A 20,161-nucleotide genomic window follows, 5' to 3' on the forward strand; every position below is an offset into this window, starting at 1 on the left:
AGGAGTTACACCATGGGCCTTGCTCAATACACGATCGTGCCGGTGCAGGACGAATGGGGCGTGCTGCACGACGGCGATGTCAGGAACAGATATTCCACCAAGGAGGCGGCCTTCGAGTCGGCGGTTGCCGCAGCATCGTTGGCGCTTCGCGAGGGACACGAAGTCCATGTCAGCGTGCCCGGCCGCGAAGCCGGCGAGAACGCGCTGGGAATTTGACGGGACACTCCGAGCAGAACACTTCAGGAGGCTGCGATGACCAAGCCCCGTGAGCCGAACGGCATTGAACCCTCCCGCTCCGAAGACGACATTCAGCGCGACCAGCTCGGGCCGCGTGGCGTGCCGGATGCGCCGGATCCGGCCAGGATGACGCCCCAACGCGACAAGAAAACGCCGAAGCACGTCGATCCCGGCCATACAGCCTGACGGGTGCCCCGCGGCTTTTCTGTTCGGCCGGTAAGTCGCCGCCCCGGCAGTCGTCGACTTACGCCGCTGCAACGATATCCGTCTTGGCAAAGTCGTCGCCGACGTAAAGAAGTGCGCAGCCATGCTCCTTGGCGACATCGTAGGCGAAGCAGTCACCAAAGTTGAGACCGGCAGGACGAATGCCTTTGCCCCAACGCGAGTAGATCTGCGCCACGCGTTCGGCCGATGCTTGGGTCACCGAGATCACGTTCAAACCGAGATCGTTGATCAGCTTGTTCATTTCTTCGTCGACGCCCCGCCGTGCCGCGACGATCAGGCTTTCTGCAATGGAGGCCGCCGAGATCAGGATTTCGTCGGCGGTTTCCAGCGCGGTGATGCAAGCATCGGCCTGCGGTTCGTCGAGCACGATCGCCATCAGCGCGGAGGTATCGAGCGCGATCATTCCGGCAGTCCGTCATCGCCGAAAAGAAAGTCCTGACTGCGCGCGGCGCTCGGTCCGGGGATAGCTTTGGCCCCGCCGGTCCTTCGCGCCGCCTCGAGCACGGTCCGGCGGGCGGCGCGGTCCGGCGGAAGCCTGACCGGGACGAGCCGCACCGCGGGATGTCCATGCCGCGTCAGGATCACCTCGTCGCCGGCCTCTGCGCGGCGGACAAGATCGGTCAATTGTCCTTTTGCGTCGGTGACGGAGACCCGCATCTCATTGTCCTTCCTCACGTTTCATAAAATGGACCATGCAATGGTCCAATGTCAACCGCCTCACCCGCTGTTCTGCGAAGGGCGCTCCACACCATTCGGAACCGACATTCCTCTATTCTGCGATTTGCAGCTAAGAGGACCTTAGAGGCGTGATCTGCGCCTGGCGCGCAAATAACATCACGTTAGGTTTGTCGCATAACTGGGTAATTGTGTTAGCCCGGCGAAAGCCTATCGTCGCCACCAAGCAGACACCCATCGGCCATGACAAGCGCTCGCGAAACTCCGCAGAGCGGCCGGAGAGTGCTGCCCAATTTTGAGCGAAGCCCGTCAACGGGACGTCAGTAAAAACCCAAGGGAGGAATCTTGAGATGACCGCGATCCATCAGATGAGTCAGTCCAGGAAAGCCGCTGCCAGCGGCTGGATCGGGTCGGCTCTCGAATATTATGACTTCTTCATCTACGCGACCGCCGCGTCGCTGATCTTCCCGCAAATCTTCTTCCCGTCGGAGAATCCGACTGTCGCGATCGTCGCCTCGCTGGCGACCTATGGCGTCGGGTACGTGGCTCGGCCGATTGGCGCCTTCGTGCTCGGACATTGGGGCGACACCCATGGCCGCAAGACGGTTCTCATCATCTGCATGTTCCTGATGGGCATCTCGACGATGGCCGTGGGTATCTTGCCGACCTACCAGCAGGTTGGCATCCTGGCGCCAATTCTGCTCGTCATTCTGCGCCTCGTGCAGGGATTTGCCGTTGCCGGCGAAATCTCAGGCGCAAGCTCGATGATCTTGGAGCACGCGCCGTTCGGTCGGCGGGGCTTCTATGCCAGCTTCGCCCTCCAGGGGGTGCAGGCTGGACAGATCCTCGCCGCAGCAATCTTCCTGCCGTTGGCGGCCTATATGCCGACCGAGGCCTTCAACAGCTGGGGCTGGCGGATTCCCTTTCTGCTCAGCTTCTTCGTCATCGTCGCGGGCTACATCATTCGTCGTGAAGTCGACGAGACCCCTGCTTTTGCCCGCGAGGGCGAGCGGGGAGAAGCTCCGCGCGTGCCCATCGTCCAGGCCATCAAGCTGAGCTGGCGCGACATGCTCAGGGTCATCTGCATGGCGCTGATGAATGTCATTCCTGTCGTTGCGACCATCTTCGGCGCGGCCTATGCGGTGCAGCCGGCCTACGGGATCGGTTTTGCCAAGGACGTCTATCTTTGGATCCCGGTCCTCGGAAACATGCTGGCCGTGTTCGTCATTCCCTTCGTCGGCAATCTCTCCGACAAGGTCGGCCGCAAGCCTCCGATCATCGTAGGCGCGCTTCTCTCCGGTTTGCTCGCCTTTTGTTATCTCTATGCCATCAGCATCAGGAATGTGCCGCTCGCAATATTGGTGTCGCTGCTGATGTGGGGCGTCGTCTATCAGGGCTACAACGCGATTTTCCCGAGCTTCTACCCCGAACTGTTTCCGACCCGCACCCGCGTGTCGGCCATGGCGATCTCGCAGAACATCGGCACGACAATCACTGCATTGCTTCCCGCCCTGTTTGCGACCGTCGCGCCTCCCGGCTCGACCAACATTCCGTTGACGGTGGGGGCGATTGCCTTCGCTATCACGATCATCGCCGCGCTGGCGGCCCTGACCGCGCGGGAAACCTATCGGATCAGGATCGACGATCTCGGCAATCCCAATGCGGTTCCGATGCCGCGGGCAGATTATGACCGTCAGCGCGCCGGCGATGCGGTGAGCGGGGCTGCCACGGTTCGGACCTGACGCGTATGATAGAGGCAACTGCCGCCGCGATCGATGATGTTCGCGGCGGCAGGGCCTCACTGCATAGTCAGGCTGCCGATCCGAATTTGTGCGCGTGAGCGCAATCAATATGAGGTTGCAAGATGAACCCTGCTGTCATTGCCGTCGCAATCACCGGCTCCGTTCCGCGCAAGAAGGACAATCCCGCCGTCCCGATCCTGCCGTCCGAGCAGATCGAGTCGACGCACCAGGCGTTCGAAGCCGGTGCCACGCTCGCCCATATCCATGTTCGCAACGATGACGAGACGCCGTCCTCCGATCCCGAGCGTTTCGCCCTGGTGCAGGCGGGGATCAAAAAGCACTGTCCTGGGATGATCGTTCAGTTCTCGACCGGCGGGCGGGGCCGCGATCCCTCGGCGCGCGGATCGTCGCTCTACCTGAAGCCGGACATGGCCTCGCTGTCCACGGGATCGGTGAACTTTCCGACCATCGTCTACGAGAACAGTGCCGCGCTGGTCGAGACTCTCGCCACCGGGATGAAGGCGAATGGCATCCGGCCGGAAATCGAGATCTTCGATTTGTCGCATCTGCATGGCGCCCGCCGCCTGATCGAGGCGGGGTTGATCGATTCCAGTCCGCACGTGCAGTTCGTCATGGGCGTCAAGAACGCCATGCCCGCGGACGAGCATGTCCTCGACATCCTGCTGGGAGAACTCAGGCGGCTGATCCCGAAGGCGACGTGGACGGCAGCCGGGATCGGACGCCACCAGGCCGAGGTCATGGGCTGGGCGCTCGCGCGGGGCGCCGATGCGGTTCGCACCGGACTCGAGGACAATATCAGGATCGACAAGGCACGCCTTGCGGCCAGCAACGCGGAGCTCGTGGCCATCGCCGGTGAGGCTGTCGCGCGCCACGGCAGGCGCGTGGCGACTGCGGCCGAGGCGCGATCCCTGCTCGGGCTCGCGGGGCAGGGAGCTCCTGCCGCCTCCTGACATGCTCCCGGCCGCCTGCTGCCATTCGTCGGCCGGCGTTTCCGTGCGCTGAGTCTCCGGGTAAGACTGCCGTCACAGGCGTGATCTGCGCCTGCCGGGCAGGCGACAATTGGAATGCGGTTTCTGAAATCTGACAGCAGGCTCATGCGGGTCCTGCTGGTGCTCGCGGTCTCCCAGCTTGTCGGGTGGGGGACGATCGGCCTTCCCGCCATTGTCGGACGCGATCTCGCGGCCGATCTCGGCATGAGCCTGCCGGCGGTGTTCGCCGGGACGTCCGTTCTTTATGTGTCGATGGGGCTATGCGCGCCCTGGCTCGCCAAGTCGTTTGCGCGGCACGGCGCACGAAAGGTGATGATCTCAGGTACGGTCCTCACCGTGCCGGGCTTCATCCTGCTGTCCCTCGCGCGCGAGCCGATGCTGTATTTCGCGGCCTGGATCGTCCTTGGCATCGCCGGCAGCGCCACGCTTTCGACCGGTGCCTATATCATGCTGAACGAGGTCGCCGGGCGGCAGGCCAAGAACGCGATCGGCGCGCTCATGCTGGTGACGGGCCTGTCGAGCAGCATCTTCTGGCCGACGACGTCGTTCCTCAGCGGTCTGCTCGGCTGGCGCGGCACGTGCCTCGTCTACGCGGTGATGATGATCGTCATCAACCTTCCGCTCTATGCATTCTTTGCACCGCGCCGGAAAATCGCCGGTGATCATGGCGGTGAGCCGGTGAAATCCTCGCCGCCGCCTGCGATTCCCAGGAGCACCTTCAGCCTCGTCGCCGCCGCGATCACACTGAACGCCTTCGTCAATTTCGGCATCGGCGCCATCATGATCGAGTTGCTCCGGGCGGAGGGGCTTCCCCCGGCGCAGGCGCTTGCGTTCGGCTCGATGCTGGGCGTGATCCAGGTCAGCGCCCGCGGGCTCGATTTTCTCGGCGGAGGGCGATGGGATGGAATCACGACGGGGCTCGTTGCCGGTACGGCGCTCCCGGTCGCCATGCTGCTGCTGATGACGAGCGAGGGCGCGACTTGGGCGGTTGCGGCCTTCATCCTGCTCTATGGCGCCGGCAGCGGTGCAATGGCGGTGGCGCGGGCGACGATCCCGCTCGTGTTCTACGATCAGACCGAATTCGCCAAGGCGATGTCGATGATCGCGCTGCCGCTCAATCTCGCCTCCGCGGTCTCGCCGCCGCTCCTTGTCGGCCTGCTCACCCAGTTCGGCAGCCGCGGCGCGCTCGGTCTCACCTTGGTCTGCTCCTGCGCCACGGTGCTGATCCTGGTCCTGCTCGGCCGCCGACGGCCGCAGGTGGCCGCAGCGGCCGTGACCTGAGAATATTCGCGCGGCGGAAATTCACCGGGCGGATGACCTGCGCCGGGCGGGCGGGCGGATGGCCGTATGCCCACAGTGCAGTGCTCGGGCCGCCAAAATGGTGTATCCGCAGGGAGCGCGGCCCGCGATCTCGCGGCCGCGCCAAGATCCAGTTCCCGGAGGAATTCGACATGTCGGCCCTGCCGCTCTCAGGCATCAAGATCCTTGACCTCACCCGCGTGCTTGCCGGGCCTTTGTCGGCCCAGATGCTGGGCGATTTGGGCGCGGAGGTGATCAAGATCGAGCGGCCGGGCACCGGCGACGACGCGCGCGCCTTCGGCCCGCCCTATCTGACCGACCCTGATGGCGGAGCCAACAACAACAACTCGTTTTACCTCTGCGCCAACCGCAACAAGAAGTCGGTCACGGTCAACATCGCCAAGCCCGAGGGGCAGGCGATCATCCGTGAGCTCGCCAAGGACGTCGACGTCTTCATGGAGAACTACAAGGTCGGCGATCTCAAGCGCTACGGCCTCGACTACGAGACCATCAAGGCGATCAATCCCGGCATTATCTATTGCTCGGTGACCGGCTTCGGCCAGACCGGCCCCTATGCGCCGCGCGCCGGCTACGACGCCATCCTGCAGGCGATGGGCGGCCTGATGAGCGTCACCGGCCATATCGACGGCGAGCCCGGCGAGGGCCCGATGAAGGTCGGCCCCTCGATCGTCGACTACATGACCGGCATGAACACCTCGATCGGGATTCTCTCGGCGCTCTATCATCGCGACGCCAATGACGGCGTGGGACAGCATATCGACGTCTGCCTGTTCGACACCGTCATCGCATCGTTGTCGCACTGGCTGCAGATCTACCTCGTCAACGGCAAGACGCCGCCGCGCCGCGGTACCTGGGGCAATGGCGGCATGCCGGCCGGCGTGTTCCGCTGCACCGACGGCGAGCTGATGCTGGTGGTCGGCAATGACGGCCAGTTCCAGCGCACCTGCGCCGTGCTCGGCGAGCCCGAGCTCGCCAACGACAAGCGCTTCCTCAAGAACAACGACCGTGTCGTTCACGGCAAGGAGATCATGGCGATCTTCGCCGGCCTGTTCCTGAAGCAGCCGGTCGCCTACTGGCTGGAGAAGCTGGAGGAGGCCGGCGTGCCCTCGGGCCCGATCAACAATTTCGAGCAGGTGTTTTCGGATCCGCACGTCCAGTCGCGCGGCATGCGGGTGAAGGTCGACCATCCCTTCCAGCCCGATCTCTCGCTGATCCGCAACGCCCTGACGCTCTCGGAAACCCCGATCAAGGATTACCGCGCCCCGCCGCTGCTGGGTGAGCACACCCAGGAGGTGCTCGCCGGCAAGCTCGGCTACGATGCCGGCAAGATCGAGGCACTGAAGCAGCAGGGCATTATCTAGCTTCGGCGAAGCGGCCCTCGCAGTTTGGCCTGATCGCCATTGGATAAAAAAGTGACGTCAGCATGACGCGCCTGCGGCCTTGTGCGAGCCTTGCGCGCAATCCCTAGATAATCCCGGTCCGTACTCACACAGGCTTCCGCTTGGCGCGCGACTCAGATTCGATCGGTCCACTCAGTCCGGGAGGGAACGCATGTCCTACACGATCGGGTTTCAGGCCAAGAACCAGAAGGCAATTCTGGCGACCGAGGCGGCAACGGCCAACCAAGCCGTCGCGATCGTTGCCGCATTGCGGCAAAGCGCCGACGAAATAAAGTTCATCCGCTCGCCGCAGGAAGGCGACATGGGCATCGAGATGCTGCTGCTGCTCGCCAAGGAAGAGGCCGAGGAGATGCCGCAGCACGCCTAGGCGGCTCGGCGGGCAAACTTCGATCAGAAGCGAAGCATGACGGCTGCATGATGATGTAGCAAGCCGTCATCTCGCTTGCACCGAAGGTGACCGCCCATGAATCTCGAAATTAAACGCGAAGCGCTCCGCGTCGACCCGATCTCGACGTTCCTCGACCGCTGGAAAGCCCCGGTCTCGCCGGTCACGCGCGCCGGCAACATGATCTTCGTCGCCGGCCTGCCGCCATTCGACCCCGAGACGGGCGAGATCGCGGACGTGCCGATCGAGCGGCAGAGCGAACTGATCATGGAGCAGATGAAGCTGTGCCTTCAGACGGCGGGCGCGAGCCTCGACAATGTCATGAAGTGCAACGTCTACTGCACCTCGACCAAACACTTCGCCGCGTTCAACGCCGTCTATGCGCGCTATTTCCCGCGCGATCCGCCGGCGCGGATCTTCGTCTGCACGCCGGAATGGTTCGGCCCCTTCGACGTCGAGATCGACTGCATCGCGATGATGTGACCGCGCTTACTTACCTCGCCCCGCTCGCGGGGAGAGGTCGGATCGCGTCAGCGATCCGGGTGAGGGGGTGCAGGTCCCTCGACGATCTCATGCGCGGAGAGAGGCCCCTCACCCCAACCCTCTCCCCGTAAGAACGGGGCGAGGGAGCGCACCGTTAGTGCGGCAACGAGTTGTGCTAGCGCGCCGCCACCTTTGGCGGCGCCTTCGCCTCTGTCCGTCCCGCCGTCAGCGCCATCGTCGCCACGCTGACCACGCGCGCGACCACGTCCTCGACGTCGTCGAGATCGCATTTGCCTTCCGATAATTTCGTTAGCCGCTCGCCCTCGCGGATGGTGTGGTGCGCCATGGCGAGCGCGAAATTCAGACCCCAGTAGATATCGATGTCGCTGCGGTCGGGCAGGGACCTTCGCATCGCGCCGGCGAACTTGCGCAAATGGTCGATCTCGCGGTTCTTGATGCGGCGGATCGGCGGCACGGATTCGATCGAGGCGCGGATCATGAAGCGCGCCGCGGTCGAGCGCTGGTTCTCGGGGCCAAGGCAGCCGCGCAGCGTCGGGCCGACCAGGGCATGCAGGATCACCTCGATCGGCGCGCGGCCGCCGCCTTGTTCTTCCGCCGCCTTCAATTCGCGCAGGCGCTCGCGGTTGGTGGCGATCGAGCGTGTCACGAACAGCTCCGCGATCAACTCGTCCTTCGAGCCGAAATGATAATTCACCGCCGCGAGGTTGACGTTGGCCTCCGCGACGATGTCGCGCAGCGTCACGTCGCCGAACCCGCGGTCGGCATAGAGCCGTTCGGCGGCGGCGAGGATGGCAGTCCGGGTATGATCGCTGGCCATGGGAGCCCCTCGGGGAGGGAGTTGCAATTCAAACAGTTGTATGAAACTATCGTTTGAAGGCGGGCAAAGTCAATCCGCAATCGGGACTCGTTCGCAAATGCGCGAGTGGGTTCCGGAGCATCCGCAAGCCGCGCATTCGCACTTGCGGGTCGCACAATGCGGGTGGACAGTCCGGCGCAAAACAAGTTCGCCAAAACAAGTTGGCAAAGACGAGGAGCGTCCCATGGATTTCGATCTGTCGCCGAAGCAGAAGGAATGGCTCGACCGCGTGCGGTCTTTTATGACCAAGCACGTGCGCCCGGCGGTGCCGGTCTATGATGAGCAGGATCGCACGGGCGAACGCTGGAAGGTGATCCCGGTTCTCGAGGATCTCAAGAAGAAGGCGAAGGCCGAAGGCCTCTGGAACATGTTCATGCCGCCGAACGAGCATGAGGACGACGAATTCCGCGGCGCGGGACTGACCAATCTTGAATACGCGCTGCTCTCGGAGCAGATGGGCCACATCTCCTGGGCTTCGGAAGTCTTCAACTGTTCCGCGCCCGACACCGGCAACATGGAAGTGTTCATGCGCTACGGCTCCAAGGAGCAGAAGCGCAAATGGCTGCGTCCGCTGATGGACGGCGAAATCCGCTCCGCCTTCCTGATGACGGAGCCGGCCGTGGCCTCGTCTGACGCCACCAACATCGAGACCAGCATCGCGCGCGACGGCGACCACTACGTCATCAACGGCCGCAAATGGTGGTCGTCCGGCGTCGGCGATCCCCGCTGCAAGATCGCGATCCTGATGGGCAAGACCGATTTCAAGGCGGCCAAGCACCAGCAGCAGTCGCAAATTCTGGTTCCGCTCGACACCCCCGGCATCAAGGTCGAGAAGATGCTGCCCGTGTTCGGCTTCGACGACGCGCCGCATGGCCACGCCCAGGTGCTGCTCGAGAACGTGCGGGTGCCGAAGGAGAACATCCTGCTCGGCGAGGGCCGCGGCTTCGAGATCGCACAGGGCCGCCTCGGTCCCGGCCGCATCCATCACTGCATGCGCACCATCGGCAAGGCCGAGGAGGCGCTGGAGAAGATGGTGAAGCGGCTCACCTCGCGCACCGCTTTCGGCAAGCGGATCGTCGACCATTCGGTGTGGGAGCAGCGCATCGGCGAGGCCCGCACCAATATCGAGATGACGCGGCTGTTGTGCCTCAAGGCCGCCGACATGATGGACAAGGTCGGCAACAAGACCGCGCAGGCCGAGATCGCCATGATCAAGGTCGCAGCCCCCAACATGGCGCTGAAGATCATCGACGAGGCGATCCAGGCCTTTGGCGGTGCAGGCGTCTCGGACGAAGCCGGCCTTGCCAAGGACTACGCCCACATCCGCACGCTCCGTCTCGCCGACGGCCCGGACGAGGTGCACAATCGCGCCATTGCCAGGCTCGAGGTTCGGAAGTATGCAAACTCTTCCAGTCATTAAGCGGGAGAGCATGCTGGCGCTCCCGATTTGAAGAAACGACAGGGCATGATCCGTGATCGGATGACCGCTTGACGCAAGTGCGCTGGGGGTTACCGATTAGGATCATGTCCGGACTGAAGAGGGAGCGTCATCGTGGCTGACGGCGTCAGGAAAGACGAAGAATTCTCGGGTACCAAGCCCGTCGAGGAGCGTCATCGTATCGACGAGATGCGGCTCGAAGCCTGGATGCGCGACAACGTCGAAGGCTATGAGGGACCGCTGGTCGTCCTCCAGTTTAGGGGTGGCCAGTCCAACCCGACCTACCGGCTCGACACGCCGAACCGCTCCTATGTGATGCGCAGAAAACCGTTCGGCAAATTGTTGCCGTCGGCGCATGCGGTCGATCGCGAATATCGGGTGATCGCGGCGCTGGGAAAGCAGGGCTTTCCGGTCGCGAAGGCCTATGCGCTGTGCCAGGACGACAGCATCATCGGTTCGGCCTTCTACATCATGTCGATGGAAGACGGCCGGGTGTTCTGGGATCCGACGCTGCCGAGCCAGACGCCGGAAGATCGTCGAAAAATCTTTGCCAGCAAGATCGAGACGCTGGCCAAGCTCCATATGTTCGATCCCGTCGCAATCGGTCTTGGCGACTTCGGCAAGCCCGGCAATTATTTCGCGCGCCAGATCGATCGCTGGACCAAGCAGTATCGCGCGTCCGAGACCCAGACCATCCCGGAGTTCGAGAAGGTCGCCGAATGGTTGCCGAAGACCGTGCCGGAGCAGGCCCGTGTCTCCATCGTCCACGGCGACTATCGCCTCGACAACATGATTTTCCATGCGACGGAACCGCGCGTGCAGGCCGTGCTCGATTGGGAATTGTCGACCCTCGGCGATCCCATGGCCGACTTCACCTATCTGCTGATGCAGTGGGTCATGCCCGGCCTGGACGGCGCCGACCTCAAGGCGCTCAACATTCCGAGCGTGGATGAGGCCGCGCAGATCTATTGCAACGTCACCAAGATGACGGTGCCTGATCTCAACTGGTATTTTGCTTACAACCTGTTCCGCCTCGCCGGCATCACGCAAGGAATCGCCGGCCGGGTCCGCGACGGCACCGCCGCGAACGCCAAGGCGCTGGAGTCAGCCAAGCGCACCGTGCCGCTGTCGAAGTCGTCATGGGAATACGCGCAGAAGGCGGGCGCAGTTTAAGGAATCCGAAGGGGCGCGGCTGATGGCCGCGCCTTTGCTTGCGTTCCTCTCGTGTCCGGGACACGGGACAGAATGACGAGAGAGCTGCCCGCATGATTGATCACGCCACCCTCATCACCTACATCCTCATCGTCCTCGGCTTCGTCTTCATTCCCGGACCGGCGACACTCCTCACCATGGCGCGTGCCGCGAGCTCGGGCACCAGGGTCGGCATCGCGACGGGCGCGGGAATTGCGGCCGGTGACGTGGTCCACACCACCATGGCAATCGTCGGCCTCTCTGCGATCTTCGCAACGTCAGCGCTCCTGTTCAGCGTCGTCAAATACGCGGGCGCAGGCTTTCTGATCTACCTCGGCATTCGCGCCATGCTCGACAAGACGCCGCTCGAGGTGAATGGCGGCGCGCCCGCGATTAGCGCGGCGCGGGCATTCCGGCAGGCCGTGCTGACCGAGGTGCTCAATCCGAAGACCGCGTTGTTCTTCCTTGCGTTCCTGCCACAGTTCGTTCGTCCCGAACATGGTTCGACGACGCTGCAGCTAGCGCTGCTCGGCGCTGTGTTCGTGTTGCTTGGCCTCGTCAGCACGGTGGTGTTCGCCGTCGGCGCCGGCCGCCTCGGCAATTTGCTACGCCGCCATCCAGCCGTGGTTAAGTGGCAGGGCAAGGTGGTCGGGACCATCTACTGCGCGATTGGCGTGCGGCTGGCGTTGCAGGAGCGATGAGGCGCACCGCTCACGTGGGATACGCGCTGCCCCACATACTCCCGTCATTGCGAGGAGCTCTTGCGACGAAGCAAATCCAGACTGCCCCCGCGGAACCATTCTGGATTGCTTCGCTTCGCTCGCAATGACGAGGAGAAGCTTTACCCCTTCGCGCAATGCGCGATCAGCTTCTCCACGAAGCCTGCGCATTTCTCCAGCTCCGCGATTTCCACGAACTCGTCCGGTGTATGAGCCTGTGCGATCGAACCGGGACCGATCACGACGGACGGGATATCGGCCATGCTGGCGAACAGGCTTGCCTCCGTGCCGAACGCGACCTTGGCGTGGTCGTTGCGCCCCGCAAGGCTCTTGGCCAGCGTGACGATGGTCGCATCGGCCGCCGTGTCGAGCGCGGGGTAGTCGAGGATCTCCTCGAAATCGATGCCGCACTCCGGATTCTGCTTTTTCATCGCCGGCTCTATCTCCGCCTTGGCCCAGGCGACGATCGCATCCGTGACCTCCCGCGACTCGGCGATGCCGATGCCGCGGCATTCAAAATCCACCGTGCAGCTATCCGGCACGATGTTCAGCGCGGCGCCGCCATGGACGATGCTGGTGAGCAGCGTCGAGTGCGGAACGTCGTAGAGGCTGTTCGTTGCTTTCGTGCTTGCGAGTTGCAGCGCGCGGCGGCGGATTTCGACGATCAGCTCGGCCGCATATTCAATCGCATTCACGCCCTCAGGCGCGATCGAGGAGTGGCGGGCGAGGCCCTTGAAGGTCGCGCGCACGCCGTGCTTGCCCTTGTGGCCGATGATGACCTTCATCTCGGTCGGCTCGCCGATGAAGGCGCCGAGCGGTTTGATCCGTTTTTTTGCGACCTCGCGCAGCATCGGCCGCACGCCGACGCAGCCGATCTCCTCGTCATAGGAAATGGCGAGATGAATCGGCGTCGCAAGCTTTGCCTCCAGCATCTCGGGCACCATGGCAAGGCACACCGCGACGAATCCCTTCATGTCGGTGGTGCCGCGGCCATAGAGCCTGCCGTCGCGCTCGACCAGCTTGAACGGATCGTGGCTCCAGTCCTGGCCGATCACGGGCACCACGTCGGTATGGCCCGACAGCACCAGGCCGGGGCGGTCCTCGGGTCCAATGGTGACCCATAGCGAGGCTTTCTGTCCGGTCTCGTCGACGATGCGCTCACCCTTGACGCCATGCGCGGCGAGATAGCTTTCAATATGCGCGATCAGGGGCAGGTTGGAGCGATCGCTGATCGTGTCGAAGCCGACGAGGTCGGCGAGCAGCTTGCGAATACGGTCGGGTCTTGAGCTCGGCATTTTCACGTTCTTGTCAGGGGGATGGAAGCTGAGATGCTTGCACGAACCATACCAACGTCGTGCTCCTGTGAGCAAATCAACATGTCGGTCCCGTAGCCCGGGTGAGCGAAGCGATACCCGCGACAGCTCGTGGTCGGAATCCCGGATGTCGCTTCGCTCATCCGGGCTACGAGACGTTGTATTGCCCGTCGGGCAAAACTCCCTAATTGTCGGTCAACGCTGGGCGGCCGCGGAAAGACTCTGGATTGCTTCGCTGCGCCGCTGCGCTCGCAATGACGGTGCTGAAGCAGTTGCGCGACAAAACTCCTGTCTCGTGCCGCGGACGCTGCGCAACGCCAAGAACGTTGCGGCGCGTCCGCGACGCGAGAGCGCGTGAACTAAACCGGCTTTCCCGTATAGGGCATCGACGCCGTCAGTCCGCCGTCCACCGGGAAGGCCTGGCCATTGACATACGACGCCTCGTCGCTGGCCAGAAACAATCCCATCGCGGCGAGCTCGTGCGGCTGGCCGGGACGCTTGAGCGGATTGAGCTGGCCGATTTTGTCGGCGGTGCCGCGCTCCTTGGCGCGATCGAAGATCGGCTTGGTCATGCCGGTCTCGATCAGTCCGGGGCACACCGCGTTGATGCGCACACCGGTGCCGGTGAGCGAATAGGCGGTGGTCTGCACCAGGGAGATGACGCCGGCCTTGCTCGCGGCATAGGGATGTCCGCTGGCGCCGGCCTTGAGGCCCGCGACGGACGCGGTCAGCACGATCGCGCCGGACTGCTGCTTTACCATATGCGGCATCGCATGCTTCACCGCGAGAAACGGCCCGATCAGATTGATGCGCAAGACCTCCTGCCATTGCTCGACGGTCTGCTCGCCGAGCGGGACGAGTCCGCCGGAGACGCCGGCATTGGCCCAGATCACGTCGAGCCGGCCGTGCGTCTTCACCGCCTTGTCGATCACGGCCATGACGTCCTGTTCGGAACCTGCATCCGCGATCATCGCTTCCGCGACACCGCCGGCCATCTTCACCTCGTCGACGGTCTCCTTCACCGCCTCGGTGCGATCGACCGCGATCAGCTTGGCGCCTTCTCTGGTGAACAGCAGCGCGGCCGCGCGGCCGATGCCGCTGCCGGCACCGGTGATGATGACGGATTTGCCTTGCAGACGGCCCATGCGGTTTCTCCCTTTGGTTCGCACGCGACGCTTGCCGCGCGACAGAATTTCAAACAAGATTTCAAACGGTAAAGTGTCTTGAGACACGTTCGCTACTGACGTACAGCGACATCAAACGGGATGGAAGGGTTTCGATGGCAGGTGCAGACAAGCCCAAAGTGGTGACGACACGCTGGTGGTGGGTCCGTCACGCGCCCGTGCGCAATGACGGCGGCAACATCTACGGTCAGTCTGATCTCGCCTGCGACACCAGCGATACCTACGTCTTCAATGCTGTTGCCAAGGTGCTGCCACGCAAGGCGGTCTGGTATTCGAGCAATCTGATGCGCACGCATCAGACCGCCGAAGCCATCTGGGCGGCCGGCTTCCCGAGGCCTGCGGCGATGACATGGGAAGCGGACCTCGCCGAACAAAATCTCGGGCGATGGCAGGGCATGAATCGCGCCGAGTTCATCGCCAGCCGTCCCGTTGGATCGAGCTGGTTTGCCGACATCAACGAGCCCGCGCCCGGCGGTGAGAGCTTCATGGATCTCTACAACCGGGCCCGCCGCGTCATCGATCGGATCAATCTCGAGGCAGCCGGGCAGGACGTGATCGCCGTCGCACATGGCGGCACCATCAAGGCGGCGTTGGGGCTGGCGCTCGACAATCAGCCCGAGCGGGGACTCGCATTCGATATCGACAATTGCTCGGTGACGCGGCTCGACTATTTCGCAAGCCCTGAACGCAGTGTCTGGCGGCTGCCGATGGTGAACCAGCAGCCGTGGATCGCGGACGACGCGCACGCAGCGATGCATCAACCCGCGGGACCGGAAGTCAAGAAGCTCGCCTGACTGAGCAGTCATTCCGGGTTCGGCTTCGCCGCCCCGGAATGACAATGAACATGAAGATCAATCTGGGAGAGAAACATGACCTTGTTCGACATGAAGGGGAAAGTCGCCGTCATCACCGGCTCGACGCGCGGCATCGGGCTTGCGATCGCCGAGCGTATGGCCGAGCACGGCGCCAAGGTGGTGATCTCCTCGCGCAAGGCTGACGTCTGCGACCAGGTCGCGAAGGGCATCAACGACAAGTTCGGCAAGGGCACGGGAGTGGCGATCGCCGCCAACATCTCGTCGAAGGAAAACCTGCAAAACCTCATCGACGAGAGCAACCGCGCCTTCGGCAAGATCGACGTGCTGGTCTGCAACGCCGCGTCGAACCCGTATTACGGCCCGCTCGCCGGCATCTCCGACGATCAGTTCAGGAAGATTCTGGACAACAACATCGTCGCCAACAACTGGCTGATCTCGATGGTGGTGCCGCAGATGATCGAGCGGAAAGATGGCTCGATCATCATCGTCTCCTCGATCGGCGGCCTGAAAGGCTCGACCATCCTCGGCGCCTACGCGATCTCGAAAGCCGCCGACATGCAGCTCGCGCGCAATTTGGCTTGCGAATACGGCCCGCACAACATCCGCGTGAACTGCATCGCGCCCGGCTTGATCAAGACCGATTTCGCGAAAGCGTTGTGGGACAATCCGGAGAATCTGAAAGCCTCGACCGCGCGTTCGCCGCTGCTGCGCATCGGCATCCCCGACGAGATCGCGGGCGCTGCGGTGTTCCTGGGCTCGAAGGCCGGCGACTTCATGACCGGCCAGACCATGGTGATCGACGGCGGCGCGACGATCAGCTGAGGCCCCAGTAGGTGTCATCGCGCGCGAAGGCGGGCGATCCAGCACTCCGCGGCCTGCGTTGGAGAGCTCGCTCTCACCACATCCGACACGGAGTACCGGATGCCCCGCCTTCGCGGGGCATGACAGAGAGTGTGGAGGTGCGACGCTGCGATCAGGCGAAGCCCTCAATCCACCGCCGCGTACACCAGATACCGCACCAGCGTCCGCGTAAAATCGCGCTGTCCCGGGCCTTGGCTCATGAACACGACGAACAGATCCTCCTTCGGATCGATCCAGAAGAACGTCCCCGCAATTCCGCTCCAGAAAAACTGGCCGACGCTGCCGGGGAAGGGCGCGATGCCGGCTTCGCGGCGCACCGCGAAGCCGAGGCCGAAGCCGTGGCCGGGCGACAGCAGAGTGCCGTTGGTCACGACGTGAGGCCCGAGATGATCGGAGGCCATCAGCTCCAGCGTCTTGCGGCCGATGATCCTGTTGCCGTCGAGCGTGCCACCATTGCGCAGCATCAGCGCGAAACGGGCATAGTCCATGGTGGTGGAGACGAGGCCGCCGCCGCCGGACTCCATGATTGGCTGCTCGAGCATGTTGAACAGCGCGACCTTGTCGCCGGTCCAGGGATCGGCCGCGAACGGCTCGGCGAGCCGGCCGACATTGGCCTCCGCTGTCGCAAAACCGGTCTCGGCCATCTGCAAGGGCGCGAGAATGCGCTCGGAGAGGTAGGTGCCGAGCGACTTGCCGCTGACGATTTCGATGATGCGACCGAGGATGTCGGTGGAGCATGTAGTTGAACTCGTCGCCGGGATGGCAGACCAGCGGGAAGCTCGCCACCAGGGTGGCGTGCTCGGCATTGGTGATCTTGCGGCTGCGCACCCGCGACTCCTGGTAGATCTTGTGCACGGGGCCGTCGCCCTGGTGCTCGTAGGTCAGGCCAGAGGTGTGGCGGAGAAGATCCTGCACCGACATCGGGCGTTTCGGCGGAACCAGTTCCAGCTTGCCGCCGCTGACCACGCCGACCTTTTGATCGGCGAACTCCGGAATGAATTTCGCGACGGGGTCGGCAAGAATCAGGTGGCCGTCCTCGACCAGCGTCATGATGCCGACCGACACGATCGGCTTGGTCATCGAGAATATGCGGAAGATCGAATCATGCGCCATCGGCCCCGAGCCCGTCGGGCTCTGCCGGCCGAGCGCCTCGAACCAGCCGACCTGGCCGTGCCGTGCCACCAGCACGGTGACGCCCGGCACGGTTCCATTGTCGATCTCGCGCTTGAAGGCGTCCGACATGGCCTGGAGGCGGGTGCGCGACAGCCCCAGCGTCTCAGGGCGGGATTCCGGCAGAGGCGGGGTCTTCGGCGAGGTCGAGGGGCGGTGGGCGGCTGTCGGGGACGCTTGGGCGGTCGCAAAGGCTTGGGCAGTCATGGGCACTCCCAGTTACTTATTATTGTTCGGAGCGGACTGTGGCCCAGAAGGCGCGGCACAAACAAGCGAGGCCAGCGCGCTTCACCCTTGCAATCCGGCCGCCCCCTGTGCTTCAAAGCGGCCTGATCCGGGCGGCAACGCAGGGTCCGTAGGAGTGTAGCTCAATTGGTAGAGCACCGGTCTCCAAAACCGGGGGTCGCAGGTTCGAGCCCTGCCACTCCTGCCAGATATTTCAATGGCTTAAGCGGTTGTTTGCCTCGAACAGACGCTGAACTGGACCCAAGCTGGACCCAAGCGGCTTAGGACCCAAGAATTCCGGCAGAGATGGCGTTGATGACTGTCGCGACCGAGGTGTCGGCCGTCTGCTTGCGCTTGCGCTTCGCATAGTTCCTGAGGAGGACCGCCGGATCGTCGCCGATGCGCTCGGCCACGGTGTGCACCGGCATGCCCTTGTCCAGGAGCAAGGTAGCGTGTGTGCCGCGCAGGTGGTGAAACTCGAACCCGACGAAGCCGAGCGCGTCTGCACCGCGGCGAAACGACTTCGAGAACGCACTTGGATCCCGTGGCTTGGCGAAGTCGAAGCTCTCGCCGGGGCCCGGCGCACCCGGGAAGATCAGAGCGTCATCCGGCAGCCGGACGAGGCTCAGGTCGACGACGGCGCCGTCAGGGATGCCCGCCAACACGCGCTGGTGCTTCTCCCGCTCCGCCGTAAGCAGCGCGGCCGTTCCATCGTCCAGGGCGATCGTGCGCTTGCCCCGCCATGTCTTGGGCACCTTATACCGAACCCCGAACTTCTTGGTCACCTCCAGCGCACGCTCGACCCTGAGCGTCTTCGCCTGGGCGTCAAAGTCCGTCCAACGAAAGGCGAGCAATTCGTTGCGCCGGACACCCGTAGAGGCGTCGACCGCGATCGGGACATACATCGTCGCCGACGGCTTGAAGCCGCTCACCAGCGATTTGAGGATCTCCTCCAGACCGTTCGCTTGTCGCTTCGTGAGATTGCGAAGTACGGAAAGCGGGGGGCACAATGAAGCGCCGGCGCAGGATCCACCGAAAGCGAGACCGGCAGCGGCTGATGACGCACCGTCGGCGGTTGAAGCGGTAACCTGACGTCAATGGGTACCGCTTTACGATGTACCATCGCGGATTGGTGACGAGTACCGCGGTACGCATGGGCATTGAGAACCCGTCGGCTACCGGAGCCGGCGGGTTTTTCTGTTCGGAATGAGTTAGCGCCGCACTCACTTGCTACCTGTGCCGGGGCAACGCCCTTGTCTCTCGTTGGAGGCGGCCGGTTCGTTCGGATGCCTACAGGAAAGACTCGCCGATCCATTTGCTCTGGAATACGTTGCTCGAGCTACGCGCATTTCGCGTGGCGAATTTTGAACAACGTATATTGGGAGCAGCAAATGTCGATTATGAGAGCTTTTGCCCTGTTCGTAATTCTTGCATTCGGAGGCGCCGTGATCGCCGCCGGGTTCATGACATCGCCGGCATCGGCTAACAAAATGGATGGTAAGCCTGGGGGCTATGGCTCTCGTACCACAGCGAATTATGGTACCCCGAAGAGCGGCACAGCGAAACCGCCAACCGCGACGAAGAAGCCTCCGCAGTAAGCCGTACGGCCCGCCGGTTCGCTGGCGGGCCTCTCTCCCAGGGCGAACTAGTGCTATAATGTGAGGATCGATTCTTCGGCAATCGGTTGGATGAGTCAATGTGCATCCATGTCCTTATGTGGGCAGGTTCGTTGACCCTCTGCGGTCTCCTCATCTCAGCTTGCGCGCATTCAACTGATTCCAACTCGCCGTCAGCTATTCGCGCTGGGGCACCATGGGCGCGAGACCTCAACGAGCCGCCGCCAAGTAGAGAACCCGCTGGTGCGGCAATGCCGCAGATAAAGGCCGATCTAGATGCTGCGCGTGTGAAAGCTTCTCGCTAGCTAAAATGCCAGCGTAAGTGGCCGGCCGGTTCACCTGGCGGCCCCGCTGTTCTCCGGGCGAGAACAGATCGTGATAATAATAAACCTTCGTTTGTTCCCACCGCGTGTATTTATAAGCGGAACACCCAGAAGCCGCCTCAGTTGGCGGCATGGTCAGATCAACGCCAATTTGCGTCAATCGACTGGCTGGTCGAGCGGATATTTCCTGGCCAAGCGATTAAGAGGCTTGTGTGCCTCAGTATCAGTGAGCTCGCGGACTGCGAGGGCTCGATCCTCTGATCGTTTGCGGTAAATTTCGCTGTGGTCTCGCCAGATCTCAGCAGTCGGACCGCGCAAACCGCGAAGCCACACTAAGTAAGCCATCGTTCAACTCGACTTCAGCTAAACAGGAACGTCCCTACTTGCCGGCCTAGCGCTATTCGTTGCGCTCTATCTTCCTGGGTAGTGCAATTTAAACTCGCCCAAGTTCGCGCTCGAATACTGCTGTTGCTCGCAGTTTTCCAGAATGACGGACAATCGCAAGTCCTTGTAACCCTCATCGAAGAACACGGAATACGTTGGGCGTGGCTTGTCGGGCAACGGGTTCGCCTCTCGCAGGCAGACAAAGTAATCTCCTGGCCCGTGGTCAGCCTTCCGTAGGGCTGAGACCTCAAGCGGCATAGCTAGCTTTGCTGCTTTGGCGGCAATCTGAACGCCCTTTTCTATCGTTTCTTGGTTGGGTGCTTGCACCGGCTGTAACTCTGGCACGGGCCCCGACGTATCGGCCCAAATTGAAGAGCAGGCAGTCAGGAGCAAGCATAACAAAGGGCTGTAACGCATTAACAATCGAACCCGGTGGATGTCCCGGGTCCTGTTGAATTTCTGAAGAGGTCGGCGTTGCCCGCCTTGAGCCGGTAGGCTCGGGGTGCTGATTCCACAAAGGAGAGCAACGCCATGACGAGAGATATCACACCGGCTGGTCCGCCGGCGA

19 protein-coding genes, 1 tRNA gene and 1 pseudogene are annotated in these 20,161 nt (G+C 62.9%); 14 read left to right on the top strand and 7 right to left on the bottom strand.

The window, feature by feature from the left end; genetic code table 11:
- Positions 1 to 12 precede the first annotated feature (12 nt).
- Both BRA1253DRAFT_RS37380 and BRA1253DRAFT_RS44820 read left to right on the top strand, forming a co-directional pair.
- Positions 13 to 216 carry a hypothetical protein gene (locus BRA1253DRAFT_RS37380; RefSeq protein ID WP_007602912.1) on the top strand — a complete coding sequence of 68 codons (204 nt, stop codon included), beginning with the start codon at positions 13 to 15 and terminating at the stop codon, positions 214 to 216.
- Positions 217 to 252: 36 nt separating this feature from the next.
- Positions 253 to 423: a hypothetical protein gene (locus BRA1253DRAFT_RS44820; RefSeq protein WP_007602913.1), complete on the top strand. Its 171-nt coding sequence runs from the start codon at positions 253 to 255 to the stop codon at positions 421 to 423.
- Positions 424 to 481: 58 nt separating this feature from the next.
- Here the strand turns inward: BRA1253DRAFT_RS44820 and BRA1253DRAFT_RS37385 are convergent, their stop codons facing one another.
- Both BRA1253DRAFT_RS37385 and BRA1253DRAFT_RS37390 read right to left on the bottom strand, forming a co-directional pair.
- On the bottom strand, positions 482 to 865 hold the full coding sequence (locus BRA1253DRAFT_RS37385; RefSeq protein WP_007602914.1) for a type II toxin-antitoxin system VapC family toxin: 384 nt from the start codon (positions 863 to 865) through the stop codon (positions 482 to 484).
- A complete protein-coding gene (locus BRA1253DRAFT_RS37390; RefSeq protein WP_007602915.1) occupies positions 862 to 1,119 on the bottom strand; it encodes a type II toxin-antitoxin system Phd/YefM family antitoxin in 258 nt (85 codons plus the stop codon). The genes BRA1253DRAFT_RS37385 and BRA1253DRAFT_RS37390 overlap by 4 nt, the downstream gene beginning before the upstream one ends.
- Positions 1,120 to 1,487: 368 nt before the next feature.
- Between BRA1253DRAFT_RS37390 and BRA1253DRAFT_RS37395 the strand changes: the two genes are divergently transcribed.
- From BRA1253DRAFT_RS37395 to BRA1253DRAFT_RS37420, 6 genes are all read left to right on the top strand, one after another.
- Positions 1,488 to 2,879 carry an MFS transporter gene (locus tag BRA1253DRAFT_RS37395; RefSeq protein WP_007602916.1) on the top strand — a complete coding sequence of 464 codons (1,392 nt, stop codon included), beginning with the start codon at positions 1,488 to 1,490 and terminating at the stop codon, positions 2,877 to 2,879.
- A 122-nt stretch (positions 2,880 to 3,001) separates the two neighbouring features.
- The gene (locus BRA1253DRAFT_RS37400) at positions 3,002 to 3,850 is read left to right on the top strand and encodes a 3-keto-5-aminohexanoate cleavage protein (protein WP_007602922.1); all 849 of its coding nucleotides are present in this window, start codon (positions 3,002 to 3,004) and stop codon (positions 3,848 to 3,850) included.
- A 114-nt stretch (positions 3,851 to 3,964) separates the two neighbouring features.
- Positions 3,965 to 5,170: an MFS transporter gene (locus BRA1253DRAFT_RS37405; protein WP_035994692.1), complete on the top strand. Its 1,206-nt coding sequence runs from the start codon at positions 3,965 to 3,967 to the stop codon at positions 5,168 to 5,170.
- A gap of 170 nt (positions 5,171 to 5,340) precedes the next feature.
- Positions 5,341 to 6,570, top strand: a complete 1,230-nt coding sequence (locus tag BRA1253DRAFT_RS37410) for a CaiB/BaiF CoA-transferase family protein (RefSeq protein ID WP_007602924.1) — start codon at positions 5,341 to 5,343, stop codon at positions 6,568 to 6,570.
- A gap of 190 nt (positions 6,571 to 6,760) precedes the next feature.
- Positions 6,761 to 6,976, top strand: coding sequence for a hypothetical protein (locus tag BRA1253DRAFT_RS37415; RefSeq protein ID WP_007602925.1), 216 nt, complete (start codon positions 6,761 to 6,763; stop codon positions 6,974 to 6,976).
- A 96-nt stretch (positions 6,977 to 7,072) separates the two neighbouring features.
- The gene (locus tag BRA1253DRAFT_RS37420) at positions 7,073 to 7,477 is read left to right on the top strand and encodes a RidA family protein (RefSeq protein WP_007602926.1); all 405 of its coding nucleotides are present in this window, start codon (positions 7,073 to 7,075) and stop codon (positions 7,475 to 7,477) included.
- Positions 7,478 to 7,652: 175 nt separating this feature from the next.
- Here the strand turns inward: BRA1253DRAFT_RS37420 and BRA1253DRAFT_RS37425 are convergent, their stop codons facing one another.
- Positions 7,653 to 8,315 carry a TetR/AcrR family transcriptional regulator gene (locus BRA1253DRAFT_RS37425; protein ID WP_007602929.1) on the bottom strand — a complete coding sequence of 221 codons (663 nt, stop codon included), beginning with the start codon at positions 8,313 to 8,315 and terminating at the stop codon, positions 7,653 to 7,655.
- Between the two features lie 223 nt (positions 8,316 to 8,538).
- Here BRA1253DRAFT_RS37425 and BRA1253DRAFT_RS37430 point away from each other — a divergent pair, with 223 nt between their 5' ends.
- The 3 genes from BRA1253DRAFT_RS37430 to BRA1253DRAFT_RS37440 all read left to right on the top strand — a co-directional run bounded on the left by BRA1253DRAFT_RS37430 (position 8,539) and on the right by BRA1253DRAFT_RS37440 (position 11,684).
- Positions 8,539 to 9,774 carry an acyl-CoA dehydrogenase family protein gene (locus tag BRA1253DRAFT_RS37430; RefSeq protein WP_007602930.1) on the top strand — a complete coding sequence of 412 codons (1,236 nt, stop codon included), beginning with the start codon at positions 8,539 to 8,541 and terminating at the stop codon, positions 9,772 to 9,774.
- A gap of 132 nt (positions 9,775 to 9,906) precedes the next feature.
- Positions 9,907 to 10,965: a phosphotransferase family protein gene (locus BRA1253DRAFT_RS37435; protein ID WP_007602931.1), complete on the top strand. Its 1,059-nt coding sequence runs from the start codon at positions 9,907 to 9,909 to the stop codon at positions 10,963 to 10,965.
- A 92-nt stretch (positions 10,966 to 11,057) separates the two neighbouring features.
- Positions 11,058 to 11,684 (top strand): LysE family translocator, encoded by a 627-nt coding sequence (locus BRA1253DRAFT_RS37440; RefSeq protein ID WP_007602932.1) that lies wholly within the window; start codon positions 11,058 to 11,060, stop codon positions 11,682 to 11,684.
- A 140-nt stretch (positions 11,685 to 11,824) separates the two neighbouring features.
- Here the strand turns inward: BRA1253DRAFT_RS37440 and argE are convergent, their stop codons facing one another.
- Positions 11,825 to 12,997 carry an acetylornithine deacetylase gene (argE, locus tag BRA1253DRAFT_RS37445; RefSeq protein WP_007602933.1) on the bottom strand — a complete coding sequence of 391 codons (1,173 nt, stop codon included), beginning with the start codon at positions 12,995 to 12,997 and terminating at the stop codon, positions 11,825 to 11,827.
- A gap of 377 nt (positions 12,998 to 13,374) precedes the next feature.
- Entirely contained in the window at positions 13,375 to 14,160 is a 786-nt protein-coding gene (locus BRA1253DRAFT_RS37450) for an SDR family NAD(P)-dependent oxidoreductase (RefSeq protein ID WP_007602934.1), read from the bottom strand.
- Between the two features lie 134 nt (positions 14,161 to 14,294).
- Between BRA1253DRAFT_RS37450 and BRA1253DRAFT_RS37455 the strand changes: the two genes are divergently transcribed.
- On the top strand, positions 14,295 to 14,993 hold the full coding sequence (locus tag BRA1253DRAFT_RS37455) for a histidine phosphatase family protein (protein WP_007602935.1): 699 nt from the start codon (positions 14,295 to 14,297) through the stop codon (positions 14,991 to 14,993).
- Between the two features lie 75 nt (positions 14,994 to 15,068).
- The gene (locus tag BRA1253DRAFT_RS37460) at positions 15,069 to 15,836 is read left to right on the top strand and encodes an SDR family NAD(P)-dependent oxidoreductase (RefSeq protein WP_007602936.1); all 768 of its coding nucleotides are present in this window, start codon (positions 15,069 to 15,071) and stop codon (positions 15,834 to 15,836) included.
- Between the two features lie 164 nt (positions 15,837 to 16,000).
- Here the strand turns inward: BRA1253DRAFT_RS37460 and BRA1253DRAFT_RS37465 are convergent.
- Positions 16,001 to 17,252, bottom strand: a pseudogene (locus BRA1253DRAFT_RS37465) (serine hydrolase domain-containing protein).
- A gap of 150 nt (positions 17,253 to 17,402) precedes the next feature.
- Here BRA1253DRAFT_RS37465 and BRA1253DRAFT_RS37470 point away from each other — a divergent pair.
- Positions 17,403 to 17,478 (top strand) — tRNA-Trp (locus BRA1253DRAFT_RS37470).
- A 73-nt stretch (positions 17,479 to 17,551) separates the two neighbouring features.
- Here BRA1253DRAFT_RS37470 and BRA1253DRAFT_RS37475 read toward each other — a convergent pair.
- A complete protein-coding gene (locus BRA1253DRAFT_RS37475; RefSeq protein ID WP_035994696.1) occupies positions 17,552 to 18,280 on the bottom strand; it encodes a site-specific integrase in 729 nt (242 codons plus the stop codon).
- Positions 18,281 to 20,161 lie beyond the last annotated feature (1,881 nt).

This window comes from Bradyrhizobium sp. WSM1253, from assembly GCF_000244935.1.
GTDB classification, from domain to species: Bacteria; Pseudomonadota; Alphaproteobacteria; order Rhizobiales; family Xanthobacteraceae; genus Bradyrhizobium; species Bradyrhizobium canariense.

Excerpts from the sequence above, each read along its gene's own strand:
- argE (WP_007602933.1), bottom strand. The coding sequence starts at position 12,997 with ATGCCGAGCTCAAGACCCGACCGTATTCGCAAGCTGCTCGCCGACCTC.
- BRA1253DRAFT_RS37420 (WP_007602926.1), top strand. The coding sequence starts at position 7,073 with ATGAATCTCGAAATTAAACGCGAAGCGCTCCGCGTCGACCCGATCTCG.
- BRA1253DRAFT_RS44820 (WP_007602913.1), top strand. The coding sequence starts at position 253 with ATGACCAAGCCCCGTGAGCCGAACGGCATTGAACCCTCCCGCTCCGAA.
- BRA1253DRAFT_RS37425 (WP_007602929.1), bottom strand. The coding sequence starts at position 8,315 with ATGGCCAGCGATCATACCCGGACTGCCATCCTCGCCGCCGCCGAACGG.
- BRA1253DRAFT_RS37395 (WP_007602916.1), top strand. The coding sequence starts at position 1,488 with ATGACCGCGATCCATCAGATGAGTCAGTCCAGGAAAGCCGCTGCCAGC.
- BRA1253DRAFT_RS37455 (WP_007602935.1), top strand. The coding sequence starts at position 14,295 with ATGGCAGGTGCAGACAAGCCCAAAGTGGTGACGACACGCTGGTGGTGG.
- BRA1253DRAFT_RS37400 (WP_007602922.1), top strand. The coding sequence starts at position 3,002 with ATGAACCCTGCTGTCATTGCCGTCGCAATCACCGGCTCCGTTCCGCGC.
- BRA1253DRAFT_RS37390 (WP_007602915.1), bottom strand. The coding sequence starts at position 1,119 with ATGCGGGTCTCCGTCACCGACGCAAAAGGACAATTGACCGATCTTGTC.
- BRA1253DRAFT_RS37440 (WP_007602932.1), top strand. The coding sequence starts at position 11,058 with ATGATTGATCACGCCACCCTCATCACCTACATCCTCATCGTCCTCGGC.
- BRA1253DRAFT_RS37380 (WP_007602912.1), top strand. The coding sequence starts at position 13 with ATGGGCCTTGCTCAATACACGATCGTGCCGGTGCAGGACGAATGGGGC.
- BRA1253DRAFT_RS37385 (WP_007602914.1), bottom strand. The coding sequence starts at position 865 with ATGATCGCGCTCGATACCTCCGCGCTGATGGCGATCGTGCTCGACGAA.
- BRA1253DRAFT_RS37430 (WP_007602930.1), top strand. The coding sequence starts at position 8,539 with ATGGATTTCGATCTGTCGCCGAAGCAGAAGGAATGGCTCGACCGCGTG.
- BRA1253DRAFT_RS37450 (WP_007602934.1), bottom strand. The coding sequence starts at position 14,160 with ATGGGCCGTCTGCAAGGCAAATCCGTCATCATCACCGGTGCCGGCAGC.
- BRA1253DRAFT_RS37460 (WP_007602936.1), top strand. The coding sequence starts at position 15,069 with ATGACCTTGTTCGACATGAAGGGGAAAGTCGCCGTCATCACCGGCTCG.
- BRA1253DRAFT_RS37415 (WP_007602925.1), top strand. The coding sequence starts at position 6,761 with ATGTCCTACACGATCGGGTTTCAGGCCAAGAACCAGAAGGCAATTCTG.
- BRA1253DRAFT_RS37410 (WP_007602924.1), top strand. The coding sequence starts at position 5,341 with ATGTCGGCCCTGCCGCTCTCAGGCATCAAGATCCTTGACCTCACCCGC.
- BRA1253DRAFT_RS37405 (WP_035994692.1), top strand. The coding sequence starts at position 3,965 with ATGCGGTTTCTGAAATCTGACAGCAGGCTCATGCGGGTCCTGCTGGTG.